Annotated in this window: 15 protein-coding genes; 12 read left to right on the top strand and 3 right to left on the bottom strand. The window is 63.4% G+C overall.

Features of this window, described 5'->3' with window-relative positions:
- The first annotated feature begins 170 nt into the window (after positions 1-170).
- The 7 genes from P3T23_RS13715 to P3T23_RS13745 are packed head-to-tail and all read left to right on the top strand — an operon-like array spanning position 171 to position 7,597.
- The gene (locus P3T23_RS13715) at positions 171-1,556 is read left to right on the top strand and encodes an L-serine ammonia-lyase (RefSeq protein ID WP_429316712.1); all 1,386 of its coding nucleotides are present in this window, start codon (positions 171-173) and stop codon (positions 1,554-1,556) included.
- 16 nt (positions 1,557-1,572) lie between these two features.
- Positions 1,573-2,817, top strand: coding sequence for a sarcosine oxidase subunit beta family protein (locus tag P3T23_RS13720; protein ID WP_429316713.1), 1,245 nt, complete (start codon positions 1,573-1,575; stop codon positions 2,815-2,817).
- A gap of 25 nt (positions 2,818-2,842) precedes the next feature.
- Positions 2,843-3,160, top strand: a complete 318-nt coding sequence (locus tag P3T23_RS13725) for a sarcosine oxidase subunit delta (protein WP_429316714.1) — start codon at positions 2,843-2,845, stop codon at positions 3,158-3,160.
- A complete protein-coding gene (locus P3T23_RS13730; protein WP_429316715.1) occupies positions 3,157-6,156 on the top strand; it encodes a sarcosine oxidase subunit alpha family protein in 3,000 nt (999 codons plus the stop codon). Before P3T23_RS13725 ends, P3T23_RS13730 begins: the two co-directional genes overlap by 4 nt.
- Positions 6,146-6,796 carry a sarcosine oxidase subunit gamma gene (locus P3T23_RS13735; RefSeq protein ID WP_429316716.1) on the top strand — a complete coding sequence of 217 codons (651 nt, stop codon included), beginning with the start codon at positions 6,146-6,148 and terminating at the stop codon, positions 6,794-6,796. The genes P3T23_RS13730 and P3T23_RS13735 overlap by 11 nt, the downstream gene beginning before the upstream one ends.
- On the top strand, positions 6,793-7,254 hold the full coding sequence (locus P3T23_RS13740) for a dihydroneopterin aldolase (protein WP_429316717.1): 462 nt from the start codon (positions 6,793-6,795) through the stop codon (positions 7,252-7,254). Before P3T23_RS13735 ends, P3T23_RS13740 begins: the two co-directional genes overlap by 4 nt.
- 25 nt (positions 7,255-7,279) lie before the next feature.
- Entirely contained in the window at positions 7,280-7,597 is a 318-nt protein-coding gene (locus tag P3T23_RS13745) for a hypothetical protein (protein ID WP_429316982.1), read from the top strand.
- 21 nt (positions 7,598-7,618) lie between these two features.
- Here P3T23_RS13745 and P3T23_RS13750 read toward each other — a convergent pair whose 3' ends face one another.
- On the bottom strand, positions 7,619-8,584 hold the full coding sequence (locus tag P3T23_RS13750; RefSeq protein ID WP_429316718.1) for a LysR family transcriptional regulator: 966 nt from the start codon (positions 8,582-8,584) through the stop codon (positions 7,619-7,621).
- A gap of 293 nt (positions 8,585-8,877) precedes the next feature.
- Positions 8,878-9,930, bottom strand: coding sequence for an NAD(P)-dependent alcohol dehydrogenase (locus tag P3T23_RS13755; protein WP_429316719.1), 1,053 nt, complete (start codon positions 9,928-9,930; stop codon positions 8,878-8,880).
- 241 nt (positions 9,931-10,171) lie between these two features.
- Here P3T23_RS13755 and P3T23_RS13760 point away from each other — a divergent pair, with 241 nt between their 5' ends.
- From P3T23_RS13760 to P3T23_RS13770, 3 genes are all read left to right on the top strand, one after another.
- Positions 10,172-11,140, top strand: coding sequence for an AraC family transcriptional regulator N-terminal domain-containing protein (locus tag P3T23_RS13760; protein WP_429316720.1), 969 nt, complete (start codon positions 10,172-10,174; stop codon positions 11,138-11,140).
- Positions 11,141-11,224: 84 nt separating this feature from the next.
- On the top strand, positions 11,225-11,377 hold the full coding sequence (locus P3T23_RS13765) for a hypothetical protein (RefSeq protein ID WP_429316721.1): 153 nt from the start codon (positions 11,225-11,227) through the stop codon (positions 11,375-11,377).
- Between the two features lie 96 nt (positions 11,378-11,473).
- Entirely contained in the window at positions 11,474-11,776 is a 303-nt protein-coding gene (locus tag P3T23_RS13770) for a putative quinol monooxygenase (RefSeq protein ID WP_429316722.1), read from the top strand.
- A 66-nt stretch (positions 11,777-11,842) separates the two neighbouring features.
- On the opposite strand, the gene P3T23_RS13775 is transcribed toward P3T23_RS13770, so the two are convergent.
- Positions 11,843-13,333 carry a diguanylate cyclase domain-containing protein gene (locus P3T23_RS13775; RefSeq protein ID WP_429316723.1) on the bottom strand — a complete coding sequence of 497 codons (1,491 nt, stop codon included), beginning with the start codon at positions 13,331-13,333 and terminating at the stop codon, positions 11,843-11,845.
- Positions 13,334-13,918: 585 nt separating this feature from the next.
- Between P3T23_RS13775 and P3T23_RS13780 the strand changes: the two genes are divergently transcribed.
- Together P3T23_RS13780 and P3T23_RS13785 are read left to right on the top strand one after the other, a co-directional pair.
- Positions 13,919-14,905, top strand: a complete 987-nt coding sequence (locus P3T23_RS13780; RefSeq protein WP_429316983.1) for a patatin-like phospholipase family protein — start codon at positions 13,919-13,921, stop codon at positions 14,903-14,905.
- Between the two features lie 2 nt (positions 14,906-14,907).
- The gene (locus tag P3T23_RS13785; protein WP_429316724.1) at positions 14,908-16,407 is read left to right on the top strand and encodes a GntP family permease; all 1,500 of its coding nucleotides are present in this window, start codon (positions 14,908-14,910) and stop codon (positions 16,405-16,407) included.
- The last annotated feature ends 61 nt before the right edge of the window (positions 16,408-16,468 follow it).

Below are 16,468 nucleotides of genomic sequence, written 5' to 3' on the forward strand. Positions count from 1 at the left end.
GACGACATCGGGCGGCCTTTGGCGTCGCCATCCCACGTCGATGCCGTTTTTGTTCTATCGGCCAATTTTACGCGCTGGTGTACTGGCGTCACACCGGAAGAGGCGCTTTGGGGCACGCCCCGACCCTGATCCGGCCGATACGCCCACCGATTCACTACAAGGCAGGTTCCATGAACGTCAGCGTTTTCGATCTGTTCAAGATCGGCATCGGCCCGTCGAGTTCGCACACGGTTGGTCCGATGATTGCGGCATGCCGCTTCGCGTCTCACGTCGAAGACGCGAATCTGCTGGGCTTCGTGCGCCGCGTCAAGGTCGAGCTATATGGCTCGCTCGGCGCGACCGGCAAGGGCCACGGCACCGACAAGGCGGTGCTGCTCGGGCTCGAAGGCCACCTGCCGGAATCGATCGATCCGGATCTGATCGAGCCGCGTCTCGCCGACATCCGCCGCGAGAAGACGCTCAGCCTGCTCGGCAAGCATCGCGTGCAGTTCGAGGAGAAGGAGCACCTCGCGTTCTATCGCAAGCTGATGGGCACGACGGGCCTCGTGCATCCGAACGGCATGCGCTTTCAGGCCTTCGATGAAAACGGGCAACTGCTGGTCGAGAAAGAGTATTACTCGGTGGGCGGCGGTTTTGTCGTGAATCGCGAAGGCGATCGCGTGAACGGCGTGCGCGCTGGCGGCGAGGTGCCGCATCCGTTCCGTACCGGCGACGATCTGATGCGTGCCTGCCGTGAAAGCGGTCTGTCGATTGCCGAGGTCACGTTCCGCAACGAATGCGCGAGCCGCTCGCCGGAAGAGGTGCGCGAAGGTCTGCTCGCGATCTGGAGGACGATGGCCGTATGCGTCGAGCGCGGCTGCAAGGTGCGCGGAGAACTGCCGGGTCCGATGCGCGTGAAGCGTCGCGCGGCGGAGCTTTCGTCGCAGTTGCGCACACGCTCGGAAGAATCGCTGCGCGATCCGCTGTCGATGCTCGACTGGGTCAACCTGTATGCGATGGCGGTCAACGAAGAAAACGCCGCCGGCGGCCGCGTCGTGACCGCGCCGACCAACGGAGCCGCAGGCGTGATTCCCGCCGTGCTGCATTACTACGTGAAGTTCGTGCCGGGCTCGAACGAGCAGGGCATCGTCGACTTTCTGCTGACCGCTGCGGCGATCGGCATCATCTACAAGGAAACCGCGTCGATCTCCGGCGCCGAAGTGGGCTGCCAGGGCGAAGTGGGCGTCGCCTGTTCGATGGCCGCCGCGGCACTCGCCGCGGTCATGGGCGGCACCCCCGATCAGGTCGAGAACGCCGCCGAAATCGGCATGGAGCACAACCTGGGCATGACATGCGATCCGGTCGGCGGCCTCGTGCAGATTCCCTGCATCGAGCGCAACGCCATGGGCGCCATCAAGGCGCTGAACGCGTCGCGCATGGCGCTCAAGGGCGACGGCACGCACTACGTGACGCTCGACAACGTGATCAAGACAATGCGCGAAACCGGCGCCGACATGAAGACGAAATACAAGGAGACGTCGCGCGGTGGTCTCGCCGTGAACGTCATCGAATGCTAAAGAGAGGACCAGCCAGATGAGCCGCTATTCGATATTCAGTTTGTTCCGCAACGGGTTGTCGTATCACGAGAACTGGGAGCGTCAATGGAGGAGCCCGGAACCGAAGCGTGAATACGACGTGGTGATCGTCGGCGGGGGCGGGCACGGTCTTGCGACGGCGTATTACCTCGCGAAAGAGCACGGCGTGCGCAATATCGCCATCCTCGAAAAAGGCTGGATCGGCGGCGGCAACACGGCGCGCAATACGACGATCGTGCGTTCCAACTATCTGTGGGACGAATCGGCCGCGCTGTATGAAAAGGCCATGAAACTGTGGGAGGGTCTGTCGCAGGACCTCAACTACAACGTGATGTTCAGCCAGCGCGGCGTGATGAATCTCGCGCATACGTTGCAGGACGTGCGCGACACGGAGCGCCGCGTGAACGCGAACCGGCTCAACGGCGTCGATGCCGAATTCCTCACGCCCGAACAGATCAAGGAAATCGAACCGACGATCAATCTCAACAGCCGCTATCCCGTGCTGGGTGCGTCGATCCAGCGTCGCGGGGGTGTCGCGCGGCACGACGCGGTGGCCTGGGGCTTTGCGCGTGGCGCGGACCAGCATGGCGTCGACATCATCCAGAACTGTCAGGTCACCGGCATTCGCCGCGAAGGCGGAGCGGTGACGGGCGTCGACACGGTGAAGGGCTTCATCAAGGCAAAGAAGGTCGCGGTCGTGGCCGCGGGCAATACGTCGACGCTCGCCGATATGGCCGGCGTGCGCCTGCCGCTGGAAAGCCACCCTTTGCAGGCACTCGTTTCCGAGCCGATCAAACCGGTGGTCAATACCGTGGTGATGTCGAACGCGGTGCACGCGTACATCAGTCAGTCCGACAAGGGCGATCTCGTAATCGGCGCGGGCGTCGATCAATACACGGGCTTTGGGCAGCGCGGCAGCTTCAACATCATCGAAGGCACGCTGGAGGCGATCGTCGAAATGTTCCCGGTGTTCTCGCGCGTGCGGATGAACCGCCAATGGGGCGGTATCGTGGACGTCTCGCCGGACGCATGCCCGATCATCAGCAAGACAGACGTCAAGGGCCTGTATTTCAACTGCGGCTGGGGCACGGGCGGCTTCAAGGCGACGCCGGGTTCGGGCTGGGTGTTCGCGCACACGATCGCCAACGATGCACCGCATCCGCTGAATGCGCCGTTCTCGCTGGACCGCTTCTACACCGGCCATCTGATCGACGAACACGGCGCAGCCGCTGTCGCCCACTAAACCCACGCACACGACGGAGATACACATGCTACTGATTGAATGCCCGTGGTGCGGGCCGCGCGCCGAATCCGAATTTTCCTGCGGCGGCGAGGCCGATATCGCCCGCCCGCTCGATACCGACAAGCTCACCGACAAGGAGTGGGGCGACTACCTGTTCATGCGCAAGAACCCGCGTGGCGTGCATCGCGAGCAATGGCTGCATACGCAGGGCTGCCGCCGCTGGTTCATGGCGACGCGCGATACGGTGTCGTATCAGTTCCTCGGTTATGAAACATTCGGCGGGGCTCCGGGGTCTGCCGGGGCTGCAACGAATAGCGACGCTCAGGAGGGCAACAACAAATGAGCCAGAAAGACCGCCTCGGCGCCGGTGGGCGCATCAACCGCGCGATTCCGCTGACCTTCACGTTCAACGGGCGCACGTATCAGGGTTTTCAGGGCGACACGCTGGCGTCCGCGCTGCTCGCGAACGGCGTGCATTTCGTGGCGCGCAGTTTCAAGTATCACCGTCCGCGCGGCATCGTCACAGCGGGTGTCGAAGAACCGAATGCAGTGGTGCAGCTGGAGCGCGGCGCGTACACCGTGCCGAACGCACGCGCCACGGAAGTCGAGCTGTATCAGGGGCTGGTGGCCACGAGTGTGAACGCCGAGCCGAGTCTGGAACACGATCGCATGGCGATCAACCAGAAGTTCTCGCGCTTTCTGCCGGCGGGGTTCTACTACAAGACGTTCATGTGGCCGCGTAAATGGTGGCCGAAATATGAGGACAAGATTCGCGAAGCCGCCGGTCTTGGCAAGGCCCCCGAGGTACGGGACGCCGATCGCTATGACAAGTGCTTCGCGCATTGCGACGTGCTGGTGGTGGGCGCCGGCCCGACCGGTCTGGCGGCGGCGCATGCGGCGGCCGCCTCCGGCGCGCGCGTGATTCTGGTCGACGACCAGCGCGAACTGGGCGGCAGTCTGCTGTCGTGCAAGGCGGAGATCGATGGCCGGCCAGCCATGCAATGGGTCGAGAAGATCGAAGCCGAACTCACCCGGATGCCCGACGTGAAGATTCTCTGCCGCAGCACGGCCTTCGGCTATCAGGATCACAATCTCGTTACCGTCACGCAGCGTCTGACTGAACATCTGCCTGTGTCGATGCGCAAGGGCACGCGTGAACTGCTCTGGAAGATCCGTGCGAAGCGCGTGATTCTCGCGACCGGCGCGCATGAGCGTCCGATCGTGTTCGGCAACAACGATCTGCCGGGCGTGATGATGGCGTCGGCGGTATCGACGTACGTGCATCGCTATGGCGTGCTGCCGGGGCGCGATGCCGTCGTGTTCACCAACAACGATGATGCCTATCAGTGCGCACTCGATCTGAAGGCGTGCGGCGCCAAGGTCACGGTGGTCGACTCGCGTGCGCAGAGCAATGGCGCGCTGCCTGCCGCGGCCCGGCGTCATGGCATCAAGATCCTGAACAACGCCGTCGTGACGAAGGCGGACGGCAAGTGGCGCGTGGCTTCGGTCGAAGTGGCGTCGTATGCGAACGGCAAGGTCGGCGGCAAACAGGCCGTTCTGGCCTGCGATCTGCTCGCGATGTCGGGCGGCTGGAGCCCCGTGTTGCACCTGTTCGCGCAGTCGGGCGGCAAGGCGCACTGGAACAACGAGAAGGCGTGTTTCGTGCCGGGCAAGGCGGTGCAGCCGGAGTGCAGCGTCGGCGCTGCGGCAGGCGAATTCAGCCTCGCGCGTGGCTTGCGCCTTGCTGTCGATGCGGGTGTAGAAGCGGCGAAGGCAGTCGGCTTCAACGTGACCCGCCCGCAGGTACCGAACGCCAACGAGATCGCCGAATCGCCGATGCAGCCGCTGTGGCTTGTCGGAAGCCGGGAGGCCGCGTCGCGCGGTCCGAAGCAGTTCGTCGATTTCCAGAACGACGTGTCCGCAGCGGACATTCTGCTTGCCGCACGTGAAGGCTTCGAATCCGTCGAGCACGTCAAGCGTTACACGGCGATGGGTTTCGGCACGGATCAGGGCAAGCTCGGCAACATCAACGGCATGGCGATCCTCGCCGACGCGCTGGGCAAGACGATTCCCGAAACGGGCACGACCACGTTCCGCCCGAACTACACGCCGGTCACCTTCGGTACGTTCGCCGGGCGCGAACTGGGCGATCTGCTCGATCCGATCCGCAAGACCTGCATCCACGAATGGCACGTCGAAAACGGCGCGGCGTTCGAGGACGTGGGCAACTGGAAGCGTCCGTGGTACTACCCGAAGAAGGGCGAAGACATGCATGCAGCCGTCGCGCGCGAGTGCCTCGCGGTGCGCAACAGCGTCGGCATTCTCGATGCATCGACGCTGGGCAAGATCGACATTCAGGGGCCCGACGCGGCGCAACTGCTGAACTGGGTCTACACGAACCCGTGGAGCAAGCTCGAAGTTGGCAAGTGCCGCTATGGCCTGATGCTCGACGAAAACGGCATGGTGTTCGACGACGGCGTGACGGTGCGCCTCGCCGAACAGCACTACATGATGACCACGACGACAGGCGGCGCTGCGCGCGTGCTCACGTGGCTCGAACGCTGGCTGCAGACCGAGTGGCCCAACATGAAGGTGCGTCTTGCGTCGGTGACCGACCACTGGGCGACATTCGCCGTGGTGGGGCCGAAGAGCCGCAAGGTGTTGCAGAAGGTGTGCAGCGATATCGATTTTGCCAACGCCGCTTTCCCGTTCATGACCTATCGCGAAGGGACTGTCGCGGGCGTGGCGGCGCGTGTGATGCGCATCAGTTTCTCCGGTGAGCTCGCGTATGAAGTGAACGTGCCGGCGAATCTCGGTCGCGCCGTCTGGGAAGCATTGATGGCGGCAGGCGCCGAATTCGACATCACGCCATACGGCACGGAAACGATGCACGTGTTGCGCGCGGAAAAGGGCTACATCATCGTCGGCCAGGACACGGACGGTTCGATCACGCCGCACGATCTCGGCATGGGCGGACTGGTCGCGAAGTCGAAGGACTTCCTTGGCAGGCGTTCACTGTCGCGCCCGGATACCGCGAAGGACGGCCGCAAGCAGTTCGTCGGCCTGCTGTCGGAGGATGCGTCGCTTGTGATTCCGGAAGGCAGCCAGATCGTTGCAGGACCTTTCTCCGGCGATACCGCGCCGATGCTCGGCCACGTGACGTCGAGCTACTACAGCCCGATCCTCAGGCGCTCGATTGCGCTGGCTGTCGTCAAGGGCGGCCTCGGCAAGATGGGCGAAAACGTGACGATCCCGCTTGCGAACGGCAAGCAGATTGCGGCGAAGATTTCGAGCCCGGTTTTCTACGATACCGAAGGAGTGCGTCAACATGTGGAATGAAGCAAGAAGTAATGCGCCGGACGCGGCTTCGACGATCGCGCAGCGCGCGGCCGGGTCGGTGTGGCAGGAGTCTCCGCTCGTCGGCGTGGAGGATCTGCTCAAGGCGAATCACGCGGCCGCATCGAAGAAATTCCGTCTGGGCGAGCGGCCGTTTCTCGAACTCGTGAACCTGCGCGGCGATCCTGCCGATACGGCGTTCGCGAGCGCGGTGGCAAGCGTGACAGGTTGCCGTCCGCCTGCAAAACCGAATACGGTCGCCCGTGGCAACGGCTATGACGTGCTGTGGCTCGGCCCCGACGAGTTCCTCGTGCGTTCGCAACAGCAGCAGGGAGCGACGCTCGAAGCGAAACTTCGCGAGGCGTTGGCAGGACAGTTCGCGTCCGCGGTGGATGTCGGCAGCGGCTATACGGTGCTCGAAGTGAGCGGAGAGAAGGTGCGCGATGTGATCGCGCGAGGCTGTCCGCTCGATCTGCATCCGCGCGTCCTCGCGCCGGGGCAATGCGCGCAGAGCCATTACTTCAAGGCGTCGATCGTGCTGGTGCCGGTGTCGGACGATACCTACGAGCTTGTGATACGCCGCAGCTTCGCCGACTATTTCTGCCGGATCATGCTCGACGCGGCTCTGCCGCTGATGTCGTGAAACCCGTCGAGTCCATTGCGTCTTTTGCACCGCCGCCGCGCGCTGGGCGCGGCTGGCGCGTGTTCATCGACGAGCTCGTCGTCACGGCGCGCATCGGCATTCATGCGCACGAGCATGAAGCACCGCAGCCCCTGGTGATCGACGCGAGCCTTGCCTATGGCGGCGAGCCGTCGGAGGAGGGCGCGCACGCGATGATCGACTATGAGCGGTATTGCGAACGTGTCACGGCGTTTCTTTCGCGCAAGCCGCATACGCGTCTGCTCGAAACACTCGTGGTAGAACTCGCTGTGCTCTCGTTCAGCGAATGGCCGGCGCTCCATGCGCTGACAATCGCGCTGCACAAGCCGAAGATTCGCGAAGGCACGCGACGTATTGGCGTCGAACTCGACTGGACGCGCGCCGATTACGAAGCGTGGCGCGTGCAGGCGCGTTCGCGGGCCGAAACCGCGTCGGTTTGAGCGACACGAAAGCGAGGTCTTGACGATGCCGCGCGCCCAGACGTCCCAACTCATCAAACAGGCCTACGACGCCGGCGATCCCGATGCAGCCGTGGCGCTGCTCGAGCAAAGCATTGCGCTTGGACATCGAAGGATCGCGCTCATCCGCTATCTGCAGGCACAACATCTGGATGCGCCGCTCGACGCTCGACATCACGATTACGTGCGTGGCGTCGCCGCACGGATGAGTGCGGCGACGCTTGCGCGCGTGGTAGGCGAGGCGAGGGTGCGTGCGCGGCGGGGGACGGGCCAGGGTCCTCTCGCATGCGCGGTCGATTCAGACGCACATGCAACGCTGCCCTGAGCGCTGCCCGACAGCCGGTTTTCAGCTGACCTCATCCGGGTGCAAGCCACGCAACAACTGACGTACCCGCGACATATCCTGACTCACACCTTCCGCCTGCTCAAAAAGCGGGGCAAGCCAGTCGACAAACGCCCGCACGCGCGGCGACATCTGCCGGTTCTTCACGTAGGCCACGGATACCGGCATCGGCACGGGCTTCCATTGAGGCAGCACTTCGCGCAGTTGCCCCGAGTCGAGGTAGGGTTGCGCGGCAATGCGCGCCGGCTGGATCAGGCCAAGCCCTTGCAGGCCGCAGGTGAGGTACGCCTGTTCGTCGGTCATCTTGATGTAGCCGTTGACCTTCACGTTCAGCGCGGAACCGCCGACCTCGAAATCGAAATCGACCGACCGCCCGTTGCGCGACGACATGCAGTTCACCGCGATGTGGTTCTCCAGTTCATCGAGGCTCGTCGGCATCCCATGGCGCGCAAGATATGCGGGACTTGCGCACGTCACGTGTTCGATCGTGCCGAGCCGCCGCGCGGCGAGACCGGAATCGGGAAGCTCGCCGAGCTGGATGCTGCAGTCGACCGCTTCGGCGACCAGATCCACGGTGCGGTTGCTCACACCGATCGCGAGATCGATGTTCGGATAGCGCGTATGAAAATCGTCGAGCGCGGGCAGCACGAGCGCGGTCGCGACCGCACCCGGCATTTCGACACGCAGACGGCCGCTGAGATTGTCGGTGGCATGGCGCAGGCTCGCTTCCATGTCGTCGATATCCGCGAGGATCTGCGCGCAGCGCTCGTAGTACTCCGCGCCTTCCGCCGTCAGGCTGAGACGTCGCGTAGTGCGCACGAGCAGTTGCGTGCCGAGCAGCGCTTCGAGATTCTGGACAATCGTGGTGCAGGTGGCGCGCGGTATGGCGAGCGATTCAGCGGCGCGCGTAAAGCTGTTGGTATCGACGATGCGAATGAAAGTGCGCATCGCCTGGATACGATCGATCACGGGCAGGCTCCTCTTCAGAGGTCAGACTAGGATGCAGGCGCGACGGTCAAGCGCATGAAGCAGGACGGATGGCCGGGCAGTGTTGATATCGTAGGTCTCGGGCGTCGTTCGGGGAATGGCTGACAGTCTGAACGATTTGCCTGATTCTCCTGGATTGAGGAGAAACGGCGTTTTAGTGCTCGCGCCGGGACAGAGCAGCGGTACGGCGGGGTGCAGCAAAGAAAACAGGCCACGCGCAATTGCGCGTGGCCTGCCGGCAGGAACGTGAAATGCGCGCGGACCGCGCGGTCGCGTTACTGACGCAGCGAGTTGATATCGATCACGAAGCGGTATTTCACATCGCTTTTCAGCATCCGTTCGTAAGCGTCGTTGATCTTCTGCATCGAGATCATCTCAATGTCCGATGTAATGCCGTGCTCGCCGCAGAAGTCGAGCATCTCCTGCGTTTCCGCGATGCCGCCGATCAGCGAGCCGGCAAGACGCCTGCGTTTGAAGATCAGGTTGAACACCTGCGGCGACGGATGATCGTGCTCCGGTGCGCCCACCAGCGTCATCGTGCCGTCGCGCTTGAGCAGGTTGATGAACGGATTCAGGTCGTGCTGCGCGGCCACCGTGTTAAGAATGAAATCGAAGCTGTTCGCGTGCGCTTCCATTTCCTGCGGGTTCTTCGAGATCACCACTTCATCCGCGCCGAGCCGCTTGGCGTCTTCGACTTTCGACGTCGACGTTGTAAACAGCACGACGTGGGCGCCCATCGCATGAGCGAGCTTGACACCCATATGGCCCAGACCGCCGAGCCCGACGATGCCGACCTTCTTGCCGGGGCCGGCACCCCATTGGCGCAACGGCGAGTAGGTCGTAATGCCCGCGCACAGCAGCGGTGCGACGCCCGCCGGGTCGAGGTTTTGCGGCACGCGCAGCACAAAGGCTTCATCCACGACGAGCTCGGTCGAATAGCCGCCGTACGTGTTCTCGCCGGTTACCCGATCCTGGCCGTTATACGTGCCGACAAAACCCACTTCGCAATATTGTTCGAGCCCTTCCTTGCAACTCGGACAGGCGCGGCACGAATCGACGAGGCAGCCGACCCCAACGAGATCGCCAACCTTGTAATGCGAGACCTGCGGGCCGACAGCCGTCACGCGGCCGACGATTTCATGACCCGGCACGACCGGGTAGACCGTGTTCTTCCATTCGTTGCGCGCCGTGTGCAGGTCGGAATGGCATACGCCACAGAACAACACATCCATTTGCACATCGTGATCGCGCAGCTTGCGGCGTTGAAGTTCAAACGGGGCAAGCTTCGACTCGGCGTCGCGAGCGGCATAGGCGTAAGTCGTGTTCACAGGGCCTCCAGATGGAAAGAATTGACAGGTCCTGTCGGGGACGGGACCAGAGACGGCGCAGGGCTTTGCGGCAGGGTTCCCATCGTAGGGTCGGTCGTCATCCTGGGAAAGACCTGAAGGTCTTAAAGATTTGCCTGTTTCTCCTGGACGCGCACATTTCCGGCCGATTGGTGCTAGATTTCAAGCCGGATTCTCCCGGCGCACGTAAGGTGGCGCTAAACAGACATAGAGCAGGCACGTTATGGAAATGATCCGGTCGTCAGCCCCGTTCGTCAGTCCCGCGCAAAAGCGGATGGTTGAACTGCTCGGCACGCTCGCCCCGGCAGAGGGCTATACGGAGTCGTGTCTGGACGGCGTGCGCTTCATGCGCTCGAACCGGCCGATCCCGCGCACGCCGGTGTTGTACGAACCGTGCATCGTGATTGTCTGTCAGGGTCGCAAGCGCGGCTATCTCGGCGATGAAGTCTTCGACTACGACGCCCAGCAATTTCTGGTCCTGTCGGTGCCCCTGCCGTTCGAGAGCGAGACCGAAGCCAGCGAAGAGGAGCCGTTACTGGCGATCAAGATTCGCGTCGATCTGACGACCATCGCCAAATTGCTGATGGCGTTGAACGATACGCGAGGGGCGACGCGCATCGAGCCCAAGGGGATTTATTCGACCGCGCTCGACCAGCCGCTGAGCGACGCGATACTTCGTTTGCTGGAAGCACTGGTATCGCCGCTCGATGCGCGCATTCTCGGACCATCGATCGTGCGGGAGATTTTCTATCGCGTGCTGAAAAGCGAGCAGGGCGACGCGTTGCGCGCTGCGCTCACGCACCAGCATCATTTCGGCCGCATCGCGAAGGCGCTGCGGCTCATCCACGCGGATTATCGCGGCGATCTCGACGTCGAAACGCTTGCGCGCGAGGCCGGCATGAGTCTCGCCGTGTTTCATGCGCAGTTCAAGCTGGTCACGTCGACTTCGCCGATGCAGTACGTGAAGGCGACGCGGCTGCATCACGCCCGGCTCATGATGGTGCAGGATGGGCTGAGCGCGGGCGCGGCGGCTGCGCGCGTCGGGTACGAGAGCGCGTCGCAGTTCAGCCGCGAGTTCAAGCGGCTGTTCGGCAGCAGCCCCGTCGAAGAAGTGCGTCGGGTGCGGACGACCTTCGACGTGCCCGCGCCGCGCCTGCCGACGTCGACCGCGCGTCACGTGACGGCCGTTTGAGCCAACAGAGCCCGGTCTGTACGCGATGTGGCGCACGAACCTGCTCAATTTCTCGATCAATGAGGTGCCCGAAAGGCAGGCCAGTTGCGGCACGTCGGGTTCGAGGACGATTCAGCGCAGGGTTATACGAAGAGCGAAGACGTCAACGGTCTGGAATGGGAGCTGTTTTCCGCGATGGAGCAGGACCGGCGGATCGTCGATACGTATGGTGTGGCGATCCGTCCGGCAGAAAGCTGAGCGACCCGGCATGGCGCCAGCACCTATACTTTTTGCACGGCAGTGCGATTGTTCCGCAACCGCCTGTTGCAACCCATTTGTCACAGGAGACAGGTCATGGTCAAAACAGCCTTGTTCGTCCGGCTCGAAGCAAAGCCGGGCAAGGAGAAGGACGTCGAGAATTTCCTGCTGGGCGGATTGCCGCTTGTCAATGAAGAGCCCGCGACGCTCGCATGGTTCGGCCTGCGCCTCGGACCGTCGACGTTCGGTATCTTCGACGCCTTTCCGGATGAGGCCGGCCGCGAAGCGCATCTGTCGGGCAAGGTGGCCGCAGCGCTGATGGCCCAGGCGGCCGATCTTTTCGCTTCGCCCCCGTCGATCGGGAAACTCGACGTGCTGGCGGCAAAGCTGCCCGGCTAGCTATCCCGTCTGCACCGAAACCGCGGACCGTCCCATGCGTCGCCGCGTGAGGCGAGGCATGGGACGCTACACATTGCCCGGATCGCTGATCTGATTGACGTAGTGCGCACGTTTTTCGTCGTACATCAGGAGATCGGCGCGCTGCACGACCGCCTCAAGACGCTCGCCACGCTGGCACGTCGCCGCACCCATCGAGAAGCTGAGCGTCGAGCCCGGATAGAACTGGTTGTTCAGATCGACGAGCTGGCGGATCGTGTCGATCATTGCCGCGCCGCCGCGCTCGTCGGTGCCCGGCAGCAGCATCGCGAATTCGTCGCCGCCGATACGCGCTGCATGAAAAGGCGTTTCGAGCGCCTTCGCCAGCACTTCACCGGCGCGCCGAAGCAGCGCGTCGCCGGCGGCGTGGCCGAGCTGGTCGTTGACCCGCTTGAGCCCGTTGAGGTCGGCCATGATGACGGTCACCGGGAACGGCCCCTTCCGTTCGAGCCGGTTCAGTTCATCGACATAGAACGAACGGTTGCGCAGCTTCGTCAGCACGTCGTGCTTGCCGAGGAATTCGAGGTAGGCTTCCGCCTTCTTGCGCGCGGTGATGTCGGTCAGCGCGACGAGCACGAGATCCCAGTTGCGCTCATGGCCCGGCAGCACGGAAAACTGCAGGTGCACGTGCAGTTCGTTGCCTTCCAGCGAGTAGTTCAGCACTTCGCGTTGCTGGAACAGCTTGTTTTCCCACAGATCGATCAGCTGCTCGCGAAAATGCGGGCGCATGTCGTCGCGAAACACGTCGGACAGACGGCCGAACAGCGTTTTCTTGTCCGGCGCCGCGAACATGTCGAGCGTGTGCTGGTTCACGTCGAGGACGTGAATCTCCTGCATGCAGCGCTCGACAAATTCCGGGTGCACATCCGTAAACACGCGGAAATCGGTGATGCCTGCCGCGCGTGCTTCGTCGAGCAGGCGCTTGACGGCGCTGAAATCCTCGACCCACAGCGATACGGGCGAGTGCTCGAAGAGGCCGCGCGCATATTGTTCGCCTTCGGCAATGCGATGCCGCGCCACTTCGAGTTCGGTGATGTCTTTGACGGCCACCAGCACGCGGTCGAGCCGCGCCTCGTGGCCGGGCAGCACGTTGCCCCGGACGACCACGTCGAGCCGCCGCCCGCCGAGCGTGTAATTGACGGTCTTGCTGACGAACTGCGTCTGCCCGTCCCACAGCTGGCACAGCTCTTCGATGTGCGACTTCAGCATGTCGTCGCGAAACACGCTGCCGAGATTGCCGGTCAGCTCGCCGAGGCTCGCGGCCTCGAACAGCGCGAGGGTGCGGCGGTTCACCTTGATCACGCGGATACGCGACGAGCACTGGGCGACCCGCTCGACGTCCTGCTGGAAATGCGCACGCAGATCGGTGACGCCGTCGGCCTTCCACGTATCGAACAGCGCCCGCACGCCGCTGAAGTCTTCGAGCCACAGCGAAACGGGGGCCAGCTCGAACATTTCCGAATCGTCGCTGGCCGGCGGGCGGCTCTGCACTTCGTCCTGCACACTGGGGTTTTCCGGCATGACACGTCCGTAGTCGAAATTGCCACTATTTTAAGATGACTTCCGTTTGTCAAAAAACAGGATAAGTTGGGATTCAGAACCTGGCGAAGGCACATGCCGCATTGAAAGGGCGACGTCCTGCGGCGCGCCATTGGGCGATTTAAGACACGTGCAATACGCGATGATGACAATCTGGTTGCCGAAGCAGAGTCATTTTGTGCGGTTGTGGATTTCCGGATTGCCGGGTTATATTGAATCCGTCCCGCCATAGGGCGTGAGCCTCGCAGGCTTGCCCCATCTGTCGCTCAGGGCGGTCGTAAAGTGCCCGTCAGTATTTCACGCAGTAAAACAGGTTAATCGGATTTCTGATTTTGTTTTATTGACCGTAATAAAACCGTCATAGCCCTTTTCAATGCACGCCGTTATTCCGGCCTGCGAAGACGGTGCTTCAGAACGCCTCGGGTACGCCACGCAGGCTGGCGTGAGTTCGTGACATTACCCCTCCGATCCGGAGACACGATGGCCGCATCGACATCTGCATCGACTGCATCGACCGCTTCGTCTGATCATCCGTCGCACCAGGTGCCATTGCCTGTCGACCTTGCGCTGCAGGGCGGGGGCTCGCATGGCGCCTTCACCTGGGGCGTGCTCGACCGGCTGCTCGAGGAGTCATGGATGCAGATCGAGGGCATCTCGGGCACCTCGGCGGGAGCGATGAACGCCGCCGTGCTGGTGACCGGCTATCTGCGCAACGGCCCTGCCGGTGCCCGCGCGGCGCTGGAGGCATTCTGGCGGCGCGTCTCCGACGACGCACGCTTCAGCCCGTTTCGCCGCAGCCCCATCGACGTGCTGCTCGGCCGCTGGACGCTCGATTATTCGCCGGTGTTCCTCGCGCTCGATCTGGCGGCGCGCGTGTTCTCGCCTTACGACATGCATCCGGCCGGCGTGAACCCGCTCTATCGCATCCTCGCCGACACGGTCGATTTCGCGCAGTTGCGCAATGCGCCGATCAAGCTGTTCATCACCGCCACGCGGGTGCGCACCGGCCAGGGGCGGGTGTTTCGCAATGCCGAGCTCACGCCCGATGTGCTGCTCGCATCGGCATGTCTGCCGACGCTGTTCAAGGCTGTCGAAATCGACGGCGAGTCATACTGGGACGGCGGTTACGCCGGTAATCCGACGATCACGCCGCTGATCCGCGAATGCAAGTCGAACGACACGCTGCTCGTTCAGGTCAATCCGGTCGAGCGGGCCGAGACACCACGCAGCGCGCGTGACATCATCAGCCGGCTCAACGAGGTGGCGTTCAATGCGCCGCTGCTCAAGGAGTTGCGGATGATCTCGCTGCTGCGTCAGGCGGCCGATGCCGGCAGCGACGAAGGGCGTCACTGGGCCACGATGCGCATTCATCGCATCTCGAGTCCTGCAATGACGGCGCTGGGCTATTCATCGAAACTCAATGCGGAGTGGGCTTTCCTGACGATGCTGCGCGACGAGGGCCGTCGTGCCGCGGATGAATTTCTTCGGCAGCACGGTGACGCGCTCGGGGTGCGTTCGACGCTTGACCTCAACCAGATGTTCGACGGAGCCTGACCATGGACGCTGCTGCCAACCTCAGTCCCGCGATGCTCGGTCTCGGCCTCGCCGGCATGCTGATCAGCCTCGGGCTCCTGATCTGGTTCGCGTATCGCGGCTGGAGCGTGCTGCTGCTTGCGCCGATCGCGGCGATGCTGGCCGCTGCAATCTCGGGTGATCCTGTCCTCGCGCACTGGACGCAGACCTTCATGGGCAGCGCCGCGCGCTTTATCGCGCAGTTCTTCCCGCTGTTCCTGCTGGGCGCGCTGTTCGGCAAATTGATGGAGGACAGCGGCTCGGTGCAGGCCATCGCCCGTTTCATGACGGAAAAGCTCGGGCCGCGCCGCGCGATGCTGGCTGTCGTGATCGGCGGCGCGCTGGTGACCTACGGCGGCGTGAGTCTCTTCGTCGCGTTTTTCGTGCTTGCGCCGATGGCGCAGGCGCTCTTCCAGGCGGCCAATATTCCGCGCCGGCTGATGCCCGCCGCCATCGCGCTCGGCACGTCGACCTTCACGATGTCGGCGCTGCCGGGCACGCCCGCGATCCAGAACGCGATCCCGATGCCGTTCTTCGGCACGACGCCGTTTGCGGCGCCGGGGCTTGGCATCATTGCCAGTATCGTGATGGTGGCCTTCGGACTGTGGTGGCTCGGCCGGCAGGAAGCCAGCGCGCGCCGCGCGGGGCAGGGTTTCGAGACGGCCGGCGCGGGTGCGCCGGGGGCCGTGCGGGAAGCCGACGACGAACTCGTGCGTGAGCGCGCAATCGTTTCGCAGAGTTTCGATCCCAGCGAGATCGGGCAAGGGCAGGTCAGTGAGCAATTGCCGCCGTTCGGCATCGCCATTGTTCCGCTCGTGCTCGTCGTGTGCGGCAACTTCGTCATGAACGTGATTGTCCTGCCGCGTATCGATGCCTCTTATCTGGCAGAGGCGCGCTGGGGCAGCACGTCGCTATCGGCGGTGGCAGGCGTGTGGGGCGTGTGCGTGGCGCTCGCCATCGCGATCGTCGCACTGTTGCTGCTGAATCGCTCGCGCCTCGCGGCATTGCGTGAAAGTGTCGATGCGGGGGCGAATGCATCGGTGTTGCCCGTGCTGAGCGTCGGCAGTCTCGTCGGCTACGGCGCGGTGATCGCGGCGCTGCCGGCGTTCGAGCTCGTGCGCGGCTGGGTGCTCGGTATCGGCGGCGGCCCGCTCGTTTCCCTTGCAGTCGCCACCAATCTGCTTGCAGCGTTGACGGGTTCCGCATCGGGTGGCCTGACCATCGCGCTCGACGCGCTCGGCAGCACGTACATGCAGCTTGCCGCGCAACATAACATCGACCCGGCACTGCTGCATCGCGTCGCCGTGATCTCTTCCGGCACCCTCGACAGCCTGCCGCATAACGGCGCCGTCGTCACGCTGCTGGCTGTGTGCGGGTCGACCCACCGCGACAGCTACCGGGACATCGTGATGGTCGGCATCGTCGGCGCCCTTCTCGCGCTCATCGTGGTGATCGTTCTTGGCTCGATTCTGGGGACGTTCTGACGGGACGGTGATTCCGCCAGCACACATGGCGTGGCGCGTGGGTCGAACAGGAAGCAAACAG

The sequence above is a fragment of the Paraburkholderia sp. GAS448 genome (assembly GCF_050435685.1).
Taxonomy (GTDB): Bacteria; Pseudomonadota; Gammaproteobacteria; order Burkholderiales; family Burkholderiaceae; genus Paraburkholderia.